General features: G+C 43.9%; 13 protein-coding genes. All 13 read left to right on the forward strand.

Features of this window, described 5'->3' with window-relative positions:
* Nucleotides 1-161 precede the first annotated feature (161 nt).
* The 13 genes from BW716_RS10880 to BW716_RS10940 all read left to right on the forward strand — a co-directional run bounded on the left by BW716_RS10880 (nucleotide 162) and on the right by BW716_RS10940 (nucleotide 22,126).
* A complete protein-coding gene (locus BW716_RS10880) occupies nucleotides 162-1,610 on the forward strand; it encodes an MBG domain-containing protein (protein ID WP_083722568.1) in 1,449 nt (482 codons plus the stop codon).
* 141 nt (nucleotides 1,611-1,751) lie between these two features.
* Entirely contained in the window at nucleotides 1,752-2,300 is a 549-nt protein-coding gene (locus BW716_RS10885) for a sigma-70 family RNA polymerase sigma factor (RefSeq protein ID WP_083722569.1), read from the forward strand.
* Between the two features lie 51 nt (nucleotides 2,301-2,351).
* On the forward strand, nucleotides 2,352-3,353 hold the full coding sequence (locus tag BW716_RS10890) for a FecR family protein (RefSeq protein WP_083722570.1): 1,002 nt from the start codon (nucleotides 2,352-2,354) through the stop codon (nucleotides 3,351-3,353).
* Between the two features lie 27 nt (nucleotides 3,354-3,380).
* Entirely contained in the window at nucleotides 3,381-6,377 is a 2,997-nt protein-coding gene (locus BW716_RS10895; protein ID WP_083722571.1) for a SusC/RagA family TonB-linked outer membrane protein, read from the forward strand.
* Between the two features lie 14 nt (nucleotides 6,378-6,391).
* Nucleotides 6,392-7,900 (forward strand): RagB/SusD family nutrient uptake outer membrane protein, encoded by a 1,509-nt coding sequence (locus BW716_RS10900; RefSeq protein WP_083722572.1) that lies wholly within the window; start codon nucleotides 6,392-6,394, stop codon nucleotides 7,898-7,900.
* A 190-nt stretch (nucleotides 7,901-8,090) separates the two neighbouring features.
* Nucleotides 8,091-9,059: a tartrate-resistant acid phosphatase type 5 family protein gene (locus tag BW716_RS10905; protein ID WP_083722573.1), complete on the forward strand. Its 969-nt coding sequence runs from the start codon at nucleotides 8,091-8,093 to the stop codon at nucleotides 9,057-9,059.
* A 166-nt stretch (nucleotides 9,060-9,225) separates the two neighbouring features.
* Complete coding sequence (msrB, locus tag BW716_RS10910) at nucleotides 9,226-9,741, forward strand: peptide-methionine (R)-S-oxide reductase MsrB (RefSeq protein ID WP_083722574.1); 516 nt, start codon at nucleotides 9,226-9,228, stop codon at nucleotides 9,739-9,741.
* Between the two features lie 161 nt (nucleotides 9,742-9,902).
* A complete protein-coding gene (locus BW716_RS10915; RefSeq protein WP_083722575.1) occupies nucleotides 9,903-10,505 on the forward strand; it encodes an RNA polymerase sigma factor in 603 nt (200 codons plus the stop codon).
* A 69-nt stretch (nucleotides 10,506-10,574) separates the two neighbouring features.
* Nucleotides 10,575-11,510: a FecR family protein gene (locus BW716_RS10920; RefSeq protein WP_143708824.1), complete on the forward strand. Its 936-nt coding sequence runs from the start codon at nucleotides 10,575-10,577 to the stop codon at nucleotides 11,508-11,510.
* Nucleotides 11,511-11,658: 148 nt separating this feature from the next.
* Nucleotides 11,659-14,934, forward strand: a complete 3,276-nt coding sequence (locus tag BW716_RS10925; protein WP_083722577.1) for a TonB-dependent receptor — start codon at nucleotides 11,659-11,661, stop codon at nucleotides 14,932-14,934.
* Nucleotides 14,935-14,945: 11 nt separating this feature from the next.
* Nucleotides 14,946-16,613, forward strand: a complete 1,668-nt coding sequence (locus BW716_RS10930) for a RagB/SusD family nutrient uptake outer membrane protein (protein WP_220388741.1) — start codon at nucleotides 14,946-14,948, stop codon at nucleotides 16,611-16,613.
* On the forward strand, nucleotides 16,614-19,805 hold the full coding sequence (locus BW716_RS10935; protein ID WP_083722579.1) for a glycoside hydrolase family 38 C-terminal domain-containing protein: 3,192 nt from the start codon (nucleotides 16,614-16,616) through the stop codon (nucleotides 19,803-19,805).
* Nucleotides 19,802-22,126 carry a glycoside hydrolase family 3 N-terminal domain-containing protein gene (locus BW716_RS10940; protein ID WP_083722580.1) on the forward strand — a complete coding sequence of 775 codons (2,325 nt, stop codon included), beginning with the start codon at nucleotides 19,802-19,804 and terminating at the stop codon, nucleotides 22,124-22,126. The genes BW716_RS10935 and BW716_RS10940 overlap by 4 nt, the downstream gene beginning before the upstream one ends.
* Nucleotides 22,127-22,306: the final 180 nt, after the last annotated feature.

Here is a 22,306-nt window from a genome sequence, read left to right on the forward strand (position 1 = left end):
GACAGGGCGGTGAATACTCCCGATTCATCGCCCTCTTAACTCTGTGAGCCTGGCCGTGTTCGCCATCAAGTCGGGGTTGTTGAGTGCTGATGAAGTGGGTGGACATTTTTGATAAATGAATCGGAGTGCTATCTTTGTCTCAAAGTATAGCAATCTCTAATATGAATCGATTACTCATTGCATTGTGTTTCATTTGTTTAAATGGATATGGACAGAAAAAATACGGGGACCCGGATTTTGCGCTGAATATCCCCGATACCCTACAGGCCACATCTTCGGATACCAGTGTGGCAAGGGTGTTCCTGGAAGATCACAAATGGATGGTGCAGATTATGAAAGCGGGGGTAGTGGATATTACTACCGACAGCACGGTTGAAAAAATCACGATTGACAAGGCACCATTGACCATTACAGCACAAAGTTTTACAAAATGTTATGGTATGCCAGATCCTACCTTTACTGTAACTTATAAAGGATGGGTGTATGATGAATCGGATAGCGTTTTGAGTAGTCATCCTACTGTGAGGGCAGATGCTACGAATGTATTGATACCCTCAGGAGCGAGTGCTGAGAACTATGATATTACTTACGTGAATGGAATGCTGACGGTGAATAAATTGCCTGTAGCGTCAATTACCGCTGATAAGGGAACGGTTATTTGTGGCCTGAAGACATTGCCTTTAAGCGCAGCTGGCAAGTATGCATATACATGGATGAGGAATGATTCTATTGTGGGTAAAGGCAACTCTTTGGAGGTGTCGGCTCCCGGCGATTATAAGGCAATTGCCGTGGATGTAAATGGATGTTCCAATACTTCGAATGTGATTGCTATGACACAGGTATTGGCGCCTGTTGTTGATTTTACTTTTGCCAGCGGTTGTACGGGTACTTCTGTTTATTTTACTAACAAAACAAAGGCCACAGGCGCGGTAGATTATAGTTGGCATAGTGGCGATGGACAGAGTAGTGAGAATAACAGTGCGAGCTTTACTTATGCAAAGGTCGGTACATACACCGTTGTATTGACGGCTACGCCACTCAGCTGTCCATCTTTGGGTGGCACCAGTATTCATGATGTAAAAATTACAGAACCAATGGCCGCGAAGGCATTGCCAACTGTGAAAGCGGAGCCGGGTAAGCCTGTGCAGCTGAATGCAAGAAAGATGGAAGGTGTGGCATATGAATGGTCGCCTAATAATGGATTGACTGATACAAAGGTGAGTGATCCAAAAGTAACTTTGAAAGCACCGGAAACTTATCTTATTAAGATGATGCAGAAGAATGGCTGTGTGACCACCGATACATTGAGAGTAAGTGTGGCCAATCCAAAAGCATTTATGGTGCAGGAAGAGTTTTCACCAAATGGAGATAAACAGAATGACCTGTTGCAGGTATATGCAAAGACCATCAAGACGATCACTTCTTTTGATATCTTAGATAGCATGGGCAACCAGGTGTATCAGAAACCTAAGAAAGGTGAAGTTGCCTGGGATGGTACGAATATGAAAGGAAAGAAAGTGCCGGAAGGAATTTATATCTGGATGGCAGTGGGGAATGATTATTATGGAAAGGTGGTGAGAGAACAGGGAACTGTAAAACTGACAAGATAAATACCCGGTAGTGCCCGCCAGTAAGCGGGCACTCTTCATACATGGAGATGGTTAACTTCCGGAATTTGATAACATTACCTTAATATACCCGCGCTACTTCTTTTTATATTTTTGCTTTTTCAACAACTCCTTTCCATAACTATGTGCCAACGTTATACCGTAGCAGACATTAAGGAGGGTAATCAAAAAGCCTTCTCGTCTGTTTATGAAGAGTATAAGGATAAGCTGTATTTCCTCCTGCTGGGCAGGACAAAATCAGCGTACCTGGCACAGGAAGTCGTACAGAAAACCTTTGTAAAGGTCTGGACCCACCGCGATACACTCAATCCTGATATTAATATAGATGTACAAATTTTCCGCATTGCCCGCTCTCTCATGATCGATGAGTTGCGTAAACTAGCTGTTGAGAAAAAACGCATGGGCGTAGTAGCAACTACTGAATCAGACGATAGCGTCAATAACCAGTATCAGGCACGCGAAACCCGCATTGCCATTGAAAAAATTCTCAGTGCCATGCCGGAACAGGGCCAACTGGTGTTCCGCCTTAGCAGAGAAGAAGGAAAGACCTATAATGAAATAGCACAACAACTGTCTATTTCCCCCAAAACGGTTGAATACCATATCTCCAGGATACTAAGTGTGCTGCGCAAAGCCCTCCTCCTCGTCCTCCTAATGTTAACAAATTATTAAGCGCCAGGGTATTCCCAATTTACAAACGAATAGTAGTTAGAAACAGTTCAAATGAAGATCACCAGCGAACAGGTTGCACGTTTTATTACCAACAATTGTAGTCCGGAAGAAGCGGAAATGCTCGCTGCGTGGTTTGCTGAACACCCAGATGACCTGATCAGTACACCAGAATGGGAGGAATTCGTTACACAGCAACGCATACCTGAAGAAACAGATGCGGCTATGTGGCAATACATTACCCAACACTCTAAGCGTACACCGAAGGTTTATTACTTCCGCAGAATAGCTGCTGCAGCTGCTGTCATTGGAATAATAGGCGCAAGTGTGCTCCTGTGGAAACCACAGCAACAACGGTACTTACAGGCTACGCTGGTAGACACTACCACCGTAAGGTATACCCTGATCAGTAACGACAAAAAGCATGACCAGACTTACCAGCTGGAAGATGGTACTACAGTCGTACTCTCTTCAGGTAGTAAACTGAAACATGTTTTGCACTTCGGGCGTCAACAACGTTATATTCAATTAGAAGGTAAAGCCTTCTTTGATGTAGCGAAAGACAAAGACAGACCATTTACTGTAGAAGCGGGCGGATTGACCACGACTGCATTGGGTACATCCTTCCGTATCACTGCTTTAAAAGGCGAAGTACACGTACAACTGATCTCTGGTAAAGTAGTGGTGAAAAAGGCCAGCACCACTTTTAAACCAGTATACCTGAATCCCGGCCAACAATTGGTATTTAACACGCAGCAGGAGAAAGCTATCGTATCTGATAACAAGCTGCCTTCGCTGAAAACCACACCTGCAAAGATTGCCGCTAATGAGACTAAAGGACAAGTGTTTCACCAGGAACCACTGAAAAATGTGTTCCTTACTTTACAAAGTTATTATCATACCAGTATCACCTTCGACGAACAACAGTTGAAGAATATGAAGTTCTCCGGTACTTATGCCGATACTGACAGTGTAGCAGATCTGCTCTCTGTCATTACACTGGTGAATGGATTAAAACTCGAAAAAACAGCTACAGGGTACAACATCACCCGATAACAGGATCATACATAAATACAGAATAACATGACATTTAGAGGAAAAAGACCGTTTCCGCGACACGCGGTGCTGCTCTTATTTGCCGTATTGCTGCATTTAAAAGTTTTTGCCCAAACGGGAGATATCAAAGGTTTGATCAGAACGGAAAAGGGAGAACCCCTGCCCGGTGCTACTGTCATCCTGACCCGTAATGCTTCTTCTTTTTCTAAGGTAACACGCACAGATTCTATCGGATTATTCCGCTTTTCAAAAGTACCTGCTGATACCGGGTATGTGATCAAAGCAAGTTACATTGGTTATACCACACACGTAAGCGAGCGCTATAACGTAAAGGCCAATGATCAGTTATCCCTCGCATTTAAAATGCAGGAAAACAATGGTCAGCTCAGCGACGTTGTCGTTATTGGCTACGGTAGCAGAAGCCGTAGTGAAATGGTAGGGGCGGTAACCACTGTGAAGAAAGAAGATTTCAATATAGGTGTATATAGCGATCCGGTGCAGATGCTGCAAGGTAAAGTAGCAGGTCTGAATATTTCAAGAAGTGGTAACCCCAATGAAAATGCGGCTGTAATCCTCCGTGGTCCTTCTTCTTTCAGATCTGGTACGGATGCCTACGAACCTTTTTATGTGATCGATGGTGTACCAGGTGCATCTATCTATAGTGTAGCACCTGGTGATATTGAAAGTATGGAAGTGCTGAAAGACGCGGTGTCTACTTCTATCTACGGTTCCCGTGCGGCAAATGGTGTGATCATCATCACTACCCGCAAGGTGCGTTCCGGACAATCACACCTCTCTTATAGTACGTATGGTGCGGTAGAAAGAATTTCCAATACCATTAAAATGGCCTCCGCTTCCCAGCTGCGTTCTTACCTGGCTGCGAATAATGTGACCATTGATGCGATCAATGATGATGGCGTAAGTAATACTGACTGGCAGAAAGAAGTAACCCGTACCGGTTTTTCTCACAACCATAATCTGGCTTTCAGTGGTAGCAACCAGCAATCTTCTTATGGTGTGAGTGTGAACTACCTGAACAATGAAGGTATCATCAAAGGATCTGCTATGGATCGACTGGTGATCCGTACCAATGTACAGCATCGTGCTTTTAAGGATCGGCTGAAGCTGGATATGAATGTGACCAACAGTGTCACTAATGGTAAACAGATCCCTTCTCAGGTGCTGAGCAATATGCTTACTTATATGCCTACTGTACCTGTGAAGAATGCAGATGGTAGCTATTATGAAGACAGAACACGTACTACTGGTACCAGTGGTTATTACAACCCCGTAGCGCTGATCAATGATAATACCATTCAAAGCAAGTCAAACATCCTGTTGATAAATGGTATTGCAACTGTGAATATCCTGAAAGGACTGGATTTTACTACCTCTGTTTCTTATCAGAAACAGCGCAATGATACAGATCTGTATTATAACAGTTCTTCTATGCTGGCACAGGATTATACAGGGTATGCACAGCGTACGAATGTATCCAATACCAAGAAAGTACTGGAATCATTCGCCACCTATGAAAGACGATTCGGTAAGCACGGCATTAAATTGCTGGGTGGTTATAGCTGGCAGGAAGATCGCAATGGCGATGGTTACCAGGTGAGCGGTTATAACTTTGTATCTGACGATCTGAAGTGGAATAACCTGGGTCAGGGTAATGGTACGACGGTCAACTATGGTGATATCTATGTGTCTACCCTGAGACTGATCTCTTTTTATGGCAGGGCCTTTTATGATTATGATGGTCGATTCCTGTTTCAGGGATCTCTGCGTCGTGATGGTTCTTCTGCATTTGGTAAGAATAATCGTTGGGGCTATTTCCCTTCTGCATCCGTGGGTTGGAATATCCACAATGAACGTTTCATGAAAGATGTGAATTTTGTGAATGTACTGAAGGTACGTGCTGGTTATGGTGTGGTGGGTAATTCTACCGGCTTCAATGCTTACACTTCCCGTTTGATCTATGGTAGCGGTTCTTCTTACTTCTATTATAATGGCGAATGGATCAATTCCCTGACACCTGTACAAAATGATAATCCTGATCTGAAATGGGAGCGTACCGCTACGATGAACGTAGGTGTGGATTTCGTATTGTTCGGCAATAAACTGAGTGGTAGTGTGGATGTGTATGACAAGCGTACGACTGATCTGATTGGCGATTACACGGTATCTACTACACAATATCCTTATAGCACGATGACCGCGAATGTGGGTGCCATGAGCAATAAGGGTATTGAACTGGCTCTGAGTACGACACCTGTAAAGACAGGTAAGTTTACCTGGACATCATCCGTCACCCTCGCGCACAATGTGAATAAAATCACTTCTATCTCCAACGACCTGTTTAGTGCATCGCAGTTTTACACGGCAGCATTCAGTGCACGCGGACAATCTGGTATCAGTGGCTACCAGATCATTAAAGAAGGAAAGCCGTTGGGCTCTTTCTATACCCTGCAATATGCGGGTAAAGATGCAGATGGCAGGTCTACTTTCGTAGCCGCTGATGGTACGGTGTCTACAGATAGTACTGCATTCACGAATTTCCGTGTCACCGGTTCTGCACAACCTAAGTTAATCTATGGCTGGAACAATACTTTCCGTTATGGCCAGTTCGACCTCAACATCTTTGTACGCGGGGTGTATGGCAACCAGATCCTGAATGCCACCCGTGCTGATATGAATGCACCTATTTATGCCAATACCACCAATGTACCCGTAAGTACATTATCTGAATCTATCAATGACGATAAGGATCATTTCATTTCCAGCCGTTATGTAGAGAGCGGTTCTTACCTGCGACTGGACAATGCTACTCTGGGGTATTCATTTGCTACAAAGAAGAACTATCAGTTGCGTGTGTATGCTTCGGGCAATAACCTGTTCATCATTACAAAGTACAAAGGGATAGATCCTGAAATCAACGTGTCTGGACAGACACCAGGCATTGACAACCGTAGTTACTATCCTAAAACCCGTACGTTCCTGCTGGGATTGAATGTTACATTTTAAAATTACACTGAAGAATGAAAGCATTATTATATATCGCTATTTCCGCTACGCTGATGATGGCTGCAGCAGGATGTACCAACCTGGATGTGCCTGTCGAATCACAACTGACCACTATTCCAAATACACAGCAAGGCTATGTGGCGGCGACTGGTTCTGTATACCAAAAAATGTCAAGTCAGTCCTTTGCGGTTGACTTCTGGAGAGTCATAGAATTGTCTACCGATGAGGCAATGATTCCAAACAGGAATGGTAGCTATTATGACAATGGCAGTTACATCAAGTTGCACAAACATAGCTGGACTACCTCAGATCTGGATGCACCATGGAACTGGGGATACAGTGGTATCTCGGAATGTAACCGGGTATTGAACCTGTTGTCAAAAGCAGATTCCAGTGCACTGCGTACACAGTTTACGGCAGAGATCCGTACGATGCGTGCGTTGTTTTACTTCTATATGATGGACTTGTATGGCAATGTACCTATCACCACTTATGGTAGTACTGAGAGCCCTACCCAGTCTACCCGTGCAGAAGTATTTGACTATATCGAAAGTGAATTGCTGGCCGCAGTACCGGGATTAGGTGCGCCTGCTACTGTAACACTGGAATATTACGGACGTCCTACTTTGTGGATGGCGTATGCATTGCTGCAGAAGCTTTACCTGAATGCAGAATATTATACAGGTACGGCAAGATATGATGACGCGGTTACTTATGGGAATAAGATCATGAGCGAATCAGGATTGTCATTGGAAAAGAGTTATATGGATCTGTTTAGTCCGGATAATACAGCTAACAACGAAACCATCTTTGTGGCAGTATTTGACGCCAATAAAGCACAGGGAAACTATTTTACCCGTTACACCCTGCATGGAACATTGAAGGCGAAATACGGGCTTAATTTCAGTCCTAGTAATGCCATGTGTACTTCTCCTGAGTTCTTTGATCTGTTCAGTTTAACTGGTGATGCAAGAGATACGACCTGGTTATCGGGTTTACAATATGATTTTGCGGGCACTGCGGTGAAGAATGGCAGTTATCAGCTGAACCTGACCCGGGAGATTACATTGACAGATGCGGCGACTATGAATGTGGGTGCGGAGGTGAATGGTGTTTCCTGTGGTGCAAGGTCTGTCAAGTTTTATCCTGACCCGAATGCGGTGAGCCGTTATCAGAACAATGATATTCCTGTACTGAGGCTGGCGGATGTATACCTGATGCAGGCGGAAGCACTGTTGCGTAGTGGGGGTAGCACCACTACAGCCGTGGAGTTGTTTAATAAAGTACGTGCAAGGGTGAGTGCACCTACGGTGACTACAATCACCCTGCAGGATATTTTGGATGAGAGAGGTCGTGAGCTGGCATGGGAAGGTTGGAGAAGGAATGACCTGATCCGTTTTGGTAAGTGGGAAGATGCGTGGGGCTTTAAGACCGGTGGTGAGGGGACTTTTAGAAGATTGTTCCCTATCCCGGCTACAGAGATCGTGTTGAATGCAAATTTAGTGCAGAACGCAGGGTATTGATATGTGAAGAGGGTGTATCATGAGTTAGATACACCCTCTTTTTCTGAAAATGGTTTTCATCCCCCGTTGGTGAATTCCCCCTTTCATGAATGTTTTAATTCGGATACCTGATGAAGCCAGATTCCATTTTATACGTTTCTCAGGAGTTTCATTAATTAATGAATACACCCTCCTTTTTTAATGTGATTGAATGAAAAGAAGAACCTTTTTTAAACAGACAGCTTTTAGTGTATTAAGTACTTCCGTGCTTTCGTCTTTAAGTACCTACGCAAACATAGACGTTCCAGCAGCACCTTACCCTTTACAATTCCTCGCCATTGGCGACTGGGGCCGCAATGGCGCCGATCATCAGTTACACGTAGCCCGTCAGATGGGCAAGTGGGCCACCGAACACCCCAATCAATTTATTATCTCCACCGGCGATAACTTTTATCCCTCTGGTGTAATTAGTGAGCACGATCCCTTGTTTCACTATTCCTTTGAAAACGTCTATACAGATTTCTCCCTTCAGTGGGATTGGTATCCGATCCTGGGCAATCATGATTATAAATCTGATCCTGACGCCCAGGTACGATATACCAACATCAGCCGTCGATGGAAGATGCCGGCACGTTATTATTCCAAAGAGTTCTCTGTAGGAAAGGAGGGTAAGGTGTTGATGCTCTTTATTGATACGAACCCTATGTTGCCGGAATTTTATGATAACCCTGAATATGGCCCGCATGTAAAAGGGCAACACCCCGAAATACAACTGGAATGGATCAACCAGACCCTGGCTGCTGCTGACAAAGATGTACGCTGGAAGATCGTGGTAGGGCATCATCCCATGTATACTGCCGGACCACGGACTACAAATTATGATACATTGGGAATTCGTAAGACGTTGGAAGAGGTTTTAGAAAAACATAAAGTGAACGTATACCTTTCCGGTCACGACCACTCTCTCCAACACCTGAAAGGTAGCGGTGTCACCCATCATTTCATTTCCGGTGCCGGTTCTGAAGTCACTCCTGTTAAGGATGGATTGCCTTACAGCCGTTTTCAGGCGGCAGATTATGGCTTCATGTACTTCTCCGTTGCAAAAGATAAACTGAATGTAAAGGTGATCAATCACGAAGGGAAACTCCTCTATGAGACCTTAATTTACCCGGTTGCGTAAACGATATTCCCATTCAGGAACCATTTGTTCCCTCATGGCATCATTTTACCCAATGATGGGGGGAAATATGGAACACGACTACCAGGAAAGCGTTCTGACCGGGCTAAAATGTCATGCAATCTTAATTGGTCCGAATTTCGTTATTATAAGTATAATACTATAAATAATGAGAAACGCATTATACCTGAGTATGCTGTTATGTACGCTTTTCAGTTGTACCGGCCGCGCTCAGCAAAGTAAAAATAAATCAGATATGCATAACCCGTACTACTCGCGCACAGACACTTCCCATTTGAATGTCAGCAATGCGGAATGGAAAAAGATCCTGCCTGCGGATTTATATGCTGTAGCCAGAGAACAAGCTACAGAAAGGGCTTTCACCGGTAAATACTGGGATGCAGATACCAAAGGTACTTACTACTGCGCCGTTTGCGGGAATAAACTCTTCCGCTCCGACGCTAAGTTCGCCAGCAGCTGCGGTTGGCCAAGTTTCTTTGAAGCAGACCGCCCTAATAGCGTGCTCTATAAAGAAGATAACTCCTACGGTATGCAACGTATTGAGGTGGAATGTGCAAGATGTAATTCACATTTAGGTCACATCTTTGACGATGGTCCTCCACCTACAGGAAAGCGTTTCTGCATGAACTCCGTTTCCCTGGATTTTGAACCGGATGGTCACTGACAAATGGTCAGATAAATAATTAACGCCTCTGCCAACAGCAGGGGCGTTTTTTTTGCCCCTGTATGAAAAAACTGAAAGATTATACTATTTTGGCTACGAGATACAATTAACCTAACCTTAATCCCCTTTACTGTCCGCATTCTATAATTTTGCAGTGTCATATGGGAAGGAACTATCAACAACTTGATGAGGAGTCATTATTACGCGAGATTAAATACTATGATAGGGAAAGTGCTTTCCAGGAGCTCTTTTACCGCTATCAGGACCGCGTATTCCGTTATGCCATTAAGATTGTCCCTACCAGGGAGATCGCCGAAGAAATCCTACAGGACGTATTCTTAAAAGTCTGGAATTACAGGGTACAAATAGATGAAAACAAGCCTTTCTCTGCCCTGCTCTTCAAAATCGCTAAAAACACCATTTTAAACACCTTAAAGCAGCAAAAGACTCACCAGCAGCTGACCCCAGACACCATCGATAACCTCGCTTTCCATATCAATCCTGAAAATGATATGGTCTGGAAACAATACGTTTCCATCCTGAACGACGCCCTTGCCACCCTGCCTGACCGCTGTAGAGAGATCTTCCAGAAAAGCCGGTTCGAAGGCCTCTCCTATGAAGAAATTGCCCAGGAATTGGGGATTTCTAAGGACACGGTACGCCTTCAGATCATTAAATCCCTCAAACAGCTGAAGAAATACCTGCTCATGCACCCCGGTTTTGACGCAGTGCTGATGGTCATGTACCTCGTGATTATCAGCTAAGAAAAATATTTTTCCTCCGCATAGACCTCTTTTTATTTTTTACTGTATTTAATAGTATAAACACATTTTGTGCAACCTGATCCAACGACGCAATTGAAAAAATACTTCTCAGGTGAATGTTCCAGAGAAGAGCAACAACTGATTGAACAGTTGTTGTTAACTGAAGACAATGCCGCCTTTTCTGCTTACTTACAGGCGGAATGGGAAGCTTTGCCAAACAATGTCATCCCCGATCAGACCCTTGCCGCCGAAAGATATGCGCGATTATCTAAAAAGATGCGCACTAAGCCAGATAGAAGAATATGGTACTGGGCGGCAGCAATTGCATTATTATTCATCATACCTGTTAAGTTTTTATTTACAGGTACACAATGGGAAACCATTACTACCGGTACAGGTGAGCATAAAGACATATTACTTGCCGATGGCTCGCATGTATGGCTGAACTGTGCCTCCTCTATTACATTTGATAAGAAGTTCAAAGAGCGGAAAATTACCCTTCAGGGAGAAGCATTTTTTACGGTCACAAAGGATGACGCTAAGCCATTTATCGTTTCGTTCGATCATTATTATACACAGGTACTCGGTACCTCGTTTGATATCAAAGCCTATGGCGCAGAACAACCGATCGTTACCGTCACCGAAGGAAAGGTGGCTGTAGGGGTAACCGGTGCATCCAACTATGATGTGCTCACTGCCCATGAGCGACTGACTATATTCCCTACTGCAATTACAAAAGAAATTATCCCAAATACTGCCCGGATTGTAGCATGGCAAAAAGGAGAAATACAGTTTCACCAGACGAAGTTAACAGACGTAATTTCCGAATTGGAAAGATGGTATCATGCCGACCTGGTGATCGCTAATCCCAATGCCAATATGCCGACGTTTACAGCGGTCATCAAGCCTAATACCACCCTGGAGGAAGTGCTGCAAATTCTGAGCATGACAAATAAGATCTCTTACCGGCAAGCAGATAATAAAATTATAATCACCGCAAACTAACACAACTATGACCTACATGGCAACATCACACATCGCGTCGTTCCAGGCATAAAAAAACGGAAGTGCTGGTACCACTTCCGCTAACATTCCTGAGAATTACTTTTTCAAAATCACAGAAAAAATAACACTAGAAAATTCGCACAAATTTATGGAAAATTACCTTAGGGGGCTAAGGCAGGGACTATTATTTGCCTGTATTTTTTGCCTTAGCGTTACTCATGTGCTCAAGGCCCAGGCCAACGAACTGGACAACGTCCGGATATCGGTCTCATTTAATAAGATCAGCCTTTCACAGGCCTTAGAAATTATTGGACAAAAAAGTAACTGGGGAATTACTTTTGATGATAGAGATGTATCCAACACACGTCCTATCTCTTACCAGGCGAATAATACAAGTGTTACTGACATTCTGCAGTCCATTCTCAAAGAAACTTCTCTCCAATTCAAAACTTACAAGACCACCATCGTCATTTATCATGCAAAGGATCAAATCGCAAATGGGAAGGTGCTTGACAATAAAGGGCATCCTTTAGTAGGTGTGAACATTGTTGAAAAAGGGACACATAATGGCATTACTACCGATGGTAATGGCAACTTCTCTCTCAAGGTCTATAACAATGCCATGCTGGTATTTAGTTATATCGGATTTGTTACTGTAGAACGTGTTGCGGCAACAAATATGTCTATCACTATGCAGGAAGATATGGGTAAACTGAATGAACTGGTGGTGGTCGGTTATGGTACGCAAAAAGCCAAAGACCTTACTGGCGCTATTTCTCATATTGATATGAAGGGAAAGGAAAACTCCGCTACTACTGATCTTGTACAGGCATTGCAGGGTATTACACCCGGATTGAATGCGAAGAGTGGTAGTATGGCAGGTGAAACAGGTGGCCTTTCTATTCGTGGTAAGACCTCTCTTTCTGCGAGCGATGTACCGCTCATTATTGTTGATGGCGTGATCTTTAATGGGACGACTGCCGATCTGAATATCAATGATATCGCTGCTGTCGATGTACTGAAAGATGCGAGTTCTGCGGCTGTATACGGTTCCCGCTCTGCAAATGGCGTACTCGTGATCACCACAAAAACAGGTAGTTCTGATAAGCCTTCTTTTAGTCTGAATGCTTACTATGGTAGTCAGGATCTTGCTAATACACAGATGACGAAGATTATGGATGCGGAAACATTTGCCCGCAGACTCGTGGATTATTATTATCAGCAGGATCTGTATAGCTGGTATGCCACAGGGCCTGGCAGTGCAGATAACCGACCTGTCAGACCTGATGTGAATGACAAGGATGTGGTCGCTTCCTACCAGCGAACGGATGAAGAAAAAAACAATTACCTGGCAGGTTATCATATCAACTGGCTGAATGAGGTGTTGAGAGATGCGCCGATTCAATCCTATTCTCTAAGTGTATCTGGCAAAACACCAAGAACCAACTATTATTTATCTACTTCTTATGCCGATCAGCAGGGGATTGTCGTCAATGACCAGTTCAAACGACTCACTTTCTTTGCCAAATTTGAAAATAAAATTACTGACTGGTTGAAGATCGAATTCGATCCTACTTATACACACCGTGATTATTCAGGATTGGAAACATCGCTGAATGATGCGCTTATAGCCAGTCCGCTGGGGAATAAATACAATGAAGCAGGACAGTTTCCCGTATATATTGCCAGTGAATCCTATGCTTATCATCCACTGGGACATCTGTATGTTACTGATAATGAACCTAAGGATAATTTAAACCTGGTGCTGAAAGGCAGATTAAGAATACCTGCTATTGAAGGCTTGGAATATGAGTTCAACTACAACAAGAACTATATCTTCAACAGGCATTTTCAGTACTTCCCGAAGTCAGTAGCAGAGGGCGCTCAGGTCAATGGTAGTGCCGGCAAGTCGATTACAAACCAGACCAAATGGCTGGTCAATAATATCATTACCTATAAGCATACTTTTAATAAGATACATAATATCGACGTCACTTTATTGCATAGTGATGAGGAGCTGACCAGCGAAAGTACAACCGCCTCCGGTACGGGTTTTAACTCTGAAAAACTGGGCTATAACGCACTTGAGCTGGCTGAAGTACAAACCAGTTCCAGCGCAGGTTCCAGGGAGTATACCCGGTCTTTTCTGGGTAGAGTGAACTATGGATTTAAAGACCGCTACCTCCTGACAGCGACTGTGAGAAGAGATGGTTACTCTGGTTTTGGTAGCAATAAGAAGTGGGGCAACTTCCCATCTGTATCCCTCGGTTGGGTGCTGACAGAAGAATCATTTTTGAAGAAAACAGAATGGCTGGACTTCCTGAAGTTAAGATTGTCATACGGTACGAACGGTAACCAGGGGATTGGCGCTTACAACAGCCAATCTGAAATGAGCAGTACCAATACTGTATTTGGCGCTAACACCGCTATTGGGATCTATGCAGCCTCTATGGGTAATGATGACCTGGGATGGGAAAAAACAAAATCAGTAAATGTGGGTGTGGACTTCCGTTTTCTGAATAACCGTATCAGTGGTAGTGTTGATGTATATCATGCGACTACTACCGATGTATTGGTACAAAGAGGGATTCCTACTATTTCAGGTAACTCAAGTGTATGGGATAATATCGGTGGTATCAAAAACCATGGTGTGGAAGTAAGCCTGGAAACACAGAACATCAAACAAAAAGACTTTAACTGGACTACCGCGTTTGTGTTCGCTCTCAACAGAAACAAGATTACCAAACTGTATAATAATGTGACTAAGGATATCGGCAATGGCTGGTTTGTAGGGCATTCTATCAATGCCGTGTACGGCTATGAAACGCAGGGCATCTGGCAGGAGCAGGATTTGTTTAACAAAACCATTATGTCAGGTTATTATCCTGGTCAGTTTAAAATCAAAGACCAGAATGGAGATGCAACGATCACCGCAGATGGGGATCGTAAAATTCTGGGTTCTACAGATGCTAATTACCGTTTTAGTATCAACAATATGTTTAGCTACAAACGTTTTTCATTGAGCATCTTTTTGAACTCCATACAGGGTGGCAATGGTTACTATATGGCGGGCAATACCAGCGTATTGGTGACAGGCGGTACGGACAAAGCCTATCGTTTGAACAGACCTAACGTACGTGCCTACTGGCGGCCGGACAATCCTGTGAATAATGCACCAGGTATGTATTACAATCCAAAGATTGCACCTACGGTATACCAGGATAAGAGTTTTGTACGCCTGCAGGATGTAACCCTGTCTTACAATTTCAATAACAAGTTGATCAATAAGTGGGGTTTTAATAACCTCCGTGTGTATCTGAGTGGCAGAAACCTGTATACCTGGACCAAATGGTCCGGCTGGGATCCTGATGTGCAGGCGCCGGTGATCAGAAGCTTTATTGGTGGTGTAAATACTTCCTTCTAAAAAAGATGACAATGAATTGTAAAAATATTTTCCTGGGAGCGGTTAGTTTATTCTTGATGGCTTCCTGTAGTAATAAGGTACTGGATGAAAAACCGATAGATTTTGTATCGGCAGCCAATGCTTTTGAATCGCCCAGTGATGTAGAAATGGGGGTAGTGGGCTTGTATAGCCTGGGGCGTAACTGGTATAGTAATGTGGACGAGAAGTATATGTTTTGTTATGTAGCGTTGGGTACAGACGAAGCCTATTATGGTGAAGACCCTGCTGGCGGTACTTTGTGTAACTGGGATACAGAGATTGTACCTACTGGTTCGCTGCCACAGCAATACTGGACCAAGGCTTTTGATTTGGTATACCAGGCCAATACGGTGCTGGAAGGGATTGATAATTTTGAATGGACGGATCAGACGCAGCGTGCAGGATATGTAGCAGAAGTACGGTTTTTCAGGGCATTCAGTTATCGCATCTTAGTAACTATGTATGGTGATGTGCCTTTGCTGACAAAGCCTGTTACTACGCCACGTACTGATTTTGTAAGAGCCGGTAAGGATTCTGTCTATGCCCTCATCGAATCCGATCTGGAGTATGCTGCTGCCAACCTGCCAAAGAGAGGTAGCGAAGCGGCTTCCGGAAGATTGACGCAGGGTGCTGCCTGGCATTTGTTAAGCGATGTATACCTGGCACAACAAAAATACCAGGAAGCGGCAGATGCAGCTTCACATGTCATAAACGATTACGGCTATGCATTGATGACAACACGGTTCGGTACACAGCTGAATATCTTTTCCACCGAAAATGCATTCTTCGATCTGTTTACCATGGATAACCAGAACCTGAGTAATAATACAGAAGCCATCTGGGTGATACAGAATGAACCTAATACTACCGGTGGTGGACAGTATTCTGGCGAACGTGCATTTGGTCCTGCTTATTATAGAATAGGTAATACGCCTGATGGGGTAAAAGCTATCCGGGGAGAATTGTATAGTGGTAGTTATACCGGCTATAGTGATACGCTGGGCAGACCAGTCGCCTGGTGCAGACCTACCAATTACATTGCTTACGACATCTGGAATGGCGACTGGAATGATGACAGGAATACAGAAGCCAATGTTAAGAGACATTTCTATTTTGACAACCCCGCTTCTTCTTATAATGGGAAAGTGATCGACTGGAAACTGTATACCAGCCGATCAAGTCCACTGAAAGATTCGACACAATACCTATTCCCTTATTATATGAAAGTGGCTGCGCCATTAGATCATTATACTGACCTTGGGAGGTCTGGTGGTGGGTACAATCACAAAGACCTGTATGCTATGCGACTGGCAGAGACCTACCTGTTAAGGGCGGAAGCTTATTTAGGACTGGGTGATGCAGGCAAGGCCGCGGATGATATCAATGTAGTTCGTAGCAGATCACATGCTTCCAGCATTACTGCAGGCGATGTGACTATCGATTTTATTCTGGATGAAAGAGCAAGAGAATTGTATGCGGAGGAGTGGCGGATGCTCACATTGATGCGATTAAAAAAACTGGTAGAACGTGTCAGGAAGTATAATAATGATCCCTCGAACCCTGGCGTAGGGATACTGGATCATCAGAATTTATTTCCTATACCGCAGTCTGATATTGATTTAAATACAGGCGCGGTGTTAACACAAAACGACGGATATTAAATGAAAAAGCAGATTTTAATTTTTGCAGGTGTACTGTGTTTTACATGCTTAAAAGCACAGACTAAATACAACATTGCAAAAGATAAGGTATTATATACGATTGGATATTCACACCTGGATACGGAATGGAACTGGGATTATCCCCAGGTGATCAATGAATACATTAAGAGCATCATGACTGAGAACTTCCCTTTGTTTGAGAAGTATCCGGATTATGCTTACAATTTTACCGGCTCACGTCGCTATCATATGATGAAGGAGTATTATCCTGATTTATATCAACAGGTGAAATACTATATCGCGAAAGGCAGGTGGCATGTGTCCGGATCTTCTGTAGATGAGGCAGAGACAGTGATGTCTACACCGGAGTCAATATTGAGGCAGGTGCTGTATGGGAATAATTTCTTTCAGCAGGAGTTTGGTGTAGTGAGCCAGGATTATATGTTGCCGGATTGTTTTGGGTTCCCTGCAAGTTTGCCGACAGTGCTACGTCATGCTGGTTTGATCGGGTTTTCCACACAGAAGTTAACATGGGGTTCTGCAGTGGGTATTCCTTTTAATATTGGAACCTGGTATGGCCCTGATGGCAGTGGGCTGGTGTCTGCATTGAATGGTGGGGCATATGTGAGTCATGTACCGGTGAGGTTGGACCTGGATGAAGGGTGGAGTAAGCGATTGGAGAATAACAGGAAGAAATCAGGATATGCATTTGACTTTCATTATTATGGTGTAGGTGATCAGGGTGGTGCACCAAGGGAGAATGATGTGAAACATGCAGAAGGGAGTTTGAATAATCCGGATAGCAAGTTGAAGGTAGTGTTGACATCTTCTGATCAGATCTTTAAGGACATTACGCCGGAGATACAGCGTGATTTGCCAACTTATAAAGGAGAGTTGTTACTCACAGAGCATAGTGCAGGTTCTATTACCTCACAGGCGTTCATGAAGAAGATGAACAGGAAGAATGAACTGTTGGCGAAGGCAGCGGAACAACTGGCCGTGGTAGCAGATTATAAAGGTGCGGCGGCGTATCCTTTCAATAAATTGAATAATGCGTGGGAGTTGGTATTGGGTAGTCAGGTGCATGATGTATTGCCGGGTACGTCTATTCCAAAAGCGTATGAATATGCGTGGAATGATGAGTATGTAGCGGCAAATGGGTTTGCAGCTGTGTTGGAAAATTCAATGAAAGCCTTGGCGAAGGAGATGGATACGCGTGTGAAAGGGCGGGCAGTAGTTGTGTATAACCCATTGGCGATTGAACGGGAGGATGTAGTGACGGCTAGTGTAGTATTTGATAAGGTGCCGGAGGGGATTACAGTATATGGTCCTGATGGTATACCTGTTAAAAGTCAGGTATTGCAGGTGTCTGATCACACATTGAAATTCATCTTTCAGGCAAAGGTGCCATCTGTTGGATTGGCCGTGTATGATGTAAGAAGCCAGGTTACAAAAGTGACCTCCGGTTTGAAAGTTACCGATCATTCATTAGAAAATGAGTTTTATAAGGTTCAGATCAGTGCAGATGGAAATATTGCCAGCATCTATGATAAGGTTACAAATCATGAGCTGTTAAGTAAGCCTGCTGTACTCGATTTTCAATCAGAAAAATCTTATACCTGGCCCGCATGGAATATGGACTGGGATGAGCGTCAGAAACCACCATTTGATCACCTGGACAAAGCAGCTACCCTGCGCGTGGTGGAAAATGGGCCATTGCGCATAGCGGTAGCCGTGAGCCGTAAAGGATTGGGCTCACAAATTACCCAGATTTTGAGTCTTGCCGCTGGAAGCAAACGTTTGGAGATTGATAACCTGCTGGATTGGCAATCGAAAGGTGTAAGTCTGAAGGCGGCATTTCCACTCACAGCTGTGAATGATAGCACTACCTACAACATGGGCGTTGGCACGATTGCAAGACCCCGAAACAATGAAAAGGCTTACGAAGCGCCTTCCAATCAGTGGTTTGATCAGACAGATAAGAGTGGGCAATTCGGGGTATCGATACTGGAAGATTGTAAGTATGGATCAGATAAGCCGAATGATACGACCCTGCGTTTGACACTGTTGTTCACACCTAAACCTGATAAGCGTTATGTCGTGCAGGGTACACAGGATTGGGGCAGGCATGCATTTAAATATGGCATTTATGCACATGCCGGCGATTGGCGTAAAGGGTTGACTCCCTGGCAGGGACAGGCTTTGAATCAACCTTTAATGGCATTTGAAACAGATGCGCATGCAGGTAAAGATGGCAAACAGGTTGCTATGCTGACAATTAGTACGCCACAGATTGGCCTGATGGCGTTCAAGAAAATGGAACATTCTGATGATTATTATATCGTGAGATTAAACGAGCTGCTGGGTATCGATACACATGGCGTCACTGTACAGTTTTCTGCAGGTATCGCAGATGCTTACGAAGTGAATGGCCAGGAAAAGCGGATTGGACCAGCAAAGTTTGATGGGCAGCATGTATTTTTTGATATGGGACATGATGCTATCAAATCCTTTGCTGTAAAATTTGCTCCAACTGTAGCAGTTAAGAGCGTAGTGGCACAGGCGCCTGTGTCACTACCTTTTAATGTAGATGCATTCAGCTATGACAATAACAGGGACGATGGTAACCTGAAAGGCAGATATAGCTTACCTGCAGAACTGGTGCCGGATACGATTGTGAGCGAAGATGTGGCTTTTAAAATGGGGAGTCGTGCAGATGAAGACAGCAATGCCGTAATTTGTAAAGGGCAGGAAATCGTGTTGCCGGATGGGGACTATAATGCCGTGTATCTTTTAGCAGTAGCTGATAAGGATACGGTGGGTGATTTCCGGATTGATGACCATGTGGTACCTGTAGGTATTCAGGAATGGACGGGATATATCGGTCAGTATTATAATAGGCGTTTTGAGCAGGATGAGATCACGGTGAAAAGTATCGCTGATCCTTTTGTGAAAAAAGACAACATTGCTTGGTTTGCATCGCACAGGCATCTGGCTTACCCCTCAAAGAATGAAGCCTACAATTATAGTTATATGTTTAAATATCGGATAGCTATACCTGCACATGCAAAGCGGATCAAGCTGCCGGAGAATAAGAACATTAAAATATTTGCGATCACAGTAGTGAAAGAGACAGCAAAGGATGTAGTAACTTTGCAACCTTTGTATGATGATTTTAGTTATAAATTATGAAGAAGATATTACTAATACTTTGTGCTATACTATTCCACTCTATTTCTTATGCTCAGATTGATTTTAACAAAAATGGAAAAAAAGATGTGTATGAAGATGCAAAGGCGAATATTGAAGACCGGGTCAGGGATTTAATTTCACAGATGACGGTTGAAGAGAAAACCTGTCAGCTGGCCACATTATATGGTTCGGGAAGGGTGTTGAAAGACGCCCTCCCTACGCCCGAATGGCAGCATCAGATCTGGAAAGATGGGATTGGTAATATTGATGAGGAACATAATGGTGTAGGGAAATTCAAGTCAGAATATGCTTTTCCTTATAGTAAGCATATTGAAACGATTCATACTATTCAAAAGTGGTTTATTGAAAATACACGGTTGGGTATTCCTGTTGATTTTACCAATGAAGGGATCAGAGGTTTGTGTCATGACAGGGCGACTTCTTTTCCGGCACAGTGTGGACAGGGGGCTACGTGGGATAAGCAGCTGATCTGTCAGATTGGTGCTATTGAAGGAAAGGAGGCGATGGCATTAGGATACACTAATATTTATTCCCCTATACTTGATATTGTACAGGATCCTCGCTGGGGCCGTGCTGAAGAAGTGTATGGCGAGGATCCTTACCTTGTCGGTCAGTTAGGCAAGCAGATGATATTAGGTTTACAAAAGCAGGGTGTAGCGGCAACAATCAAGCATTTTGCGGTGTATTCCGTGCCGGTGGGTGGTAGAGATGGTGGTACCCGAACGGATCCGCATGTAGCGCCAAGAGAGATGAAAACCTTGTACCTGGAGCCTTTCAGAGTAGCGGTAGCAGAAGCGCATCCTATGGGTGTAATGAGTTCCTACAATGACTTTGATGGTGTGCCTGTAACAGGGAGTGCTTATTTCCTGACGGATATATTAAGGCACCAGTGGGGATTTGATGGGTATGTGACTACTGATAGCAGGGCGTTGGAGTTCATTTATGAGAAGCATAAAGTCGCTGCTGATATGGAAGATGCAGTGGCGATGGCTGTGAATGCAGGTGTGAATATCAGAACTGATTTTTCTATACCGGAGGATTTTCTGCATCCGTTACGACAGGCAATCAAAGATGGTAAAATATCTATGGAAATGTTAGATCAGCGGGTGGCAGAAGTATTGCGTGTGAAGTTTCGGTTAGGCTTGTTTGACAACCCATATAGAGGAGATGCCAGTCAGGTACATACGGCTGCCGCTCAGGCGTTGTCGCTGCAGGCCGCCCTGGAATCTATTGTATTGTTGAAGAATGAAAATCAGATGCTGCCATTGAGCAAGTCGCTGAAATCAGTGGCGGTCATTGGTCCCAATGCCAAAGAAGTAGAAGGATTGTTATCCAGGTATGGTCCTGCAAATGCACCATTGATGACGGTGTATGATGGTATCAAAGCGATGTTGCCAGGTGCAATGGTGGGATATGAGAAGGGATGTAATATAATAGGGCCGCATTTTCCTGAAGATGAGATTTTACCTTTTCCTGCTGATAGTGCGGAGCAAAATATGCTACAGGCGGCGGTAGATCTGGCTAAAAAATCAGCGGTAACTATTCTGGTTTTAGGTGGTTCTGAAAAGACGGTACGTGAAGATCGTTCCCGTACAAGTTTAGACTTGCCGGTAGTACAGGAACGTTTGTTAGAAGCGGTCTATGCTACCGGAAAGCCAGTGGTATTAGTATTGTTAGATGGTCGTGCGGCCACGATCAATTTTGCACAGCGGAATATTCCTGCTATTATTCATGGATGGTTTCCAGGGGAGTTTGGTGGTAAGGCGATTGCGTCTGTATTGTTTGGAGAATATAATCCGGGTGGAAAGCTGGCAGTGACTTTCCCAAAATCAGTGGGGCAGATACCGTATGCTTTTCCTTTTAAACCGGGTTCAGAGGCCTCTTCTAAGACATCGGTATGGGGGGCTTTGTATCCCTTTGGTTTTGGGTTGAGTTATACCACATTTGGATATAGTGATCTGAAAGTTACTCCTGCGCAACAGGGGCCTGAGGGAAATGTGACAGTGAGTTGTAAGGTGAAAAATACAGGCGCTGTAAAAGGTGATGAGGTGGTGCAATTATATATTCATGATGCAATAAGCAGTGTGATCACTTATACACAAGTGTTGAGAGGGTTTGAGCGTATTACGCTGGCCCCGGGGGAAGAAAAGGAAGTGAGCTTTGAATTGGGTAAGCATGAGTTGGGGTTGTGGGATATCAATGACCATTTTACGGTAGAACCCGGGAAGTTTGAGATTATGGTCGGGAGTTCTTCGAAAGATATAAGGTTACGAGGCAGTGTTGAAATTGTCAGTAAATAAATAGAAAGCTGCTGTCTTTGTTAAGATTATTAGTAAATAAATGTAAGAGCGTGTATCAAAAGTAAGATACACGCTCTTTTCATTCGGATACCTGATGGAGCCAGGTTTCCATTAATGCTGGTCTAAGGAGGTTCATTTATTTTTGATATATCCTGTTTTTTTTGCTGCCTGAACAAAAGT

The sequence above is a fragment of the [Flexibacter] sp. ATCC 35208 genome (assembly GCF_001975825.1).
Taxonomy (GTDB): Bacteria; Bacteroidota; Bacteroidia; order Chitinophagales; family Chitinophagaceae; genus Chitinophaga.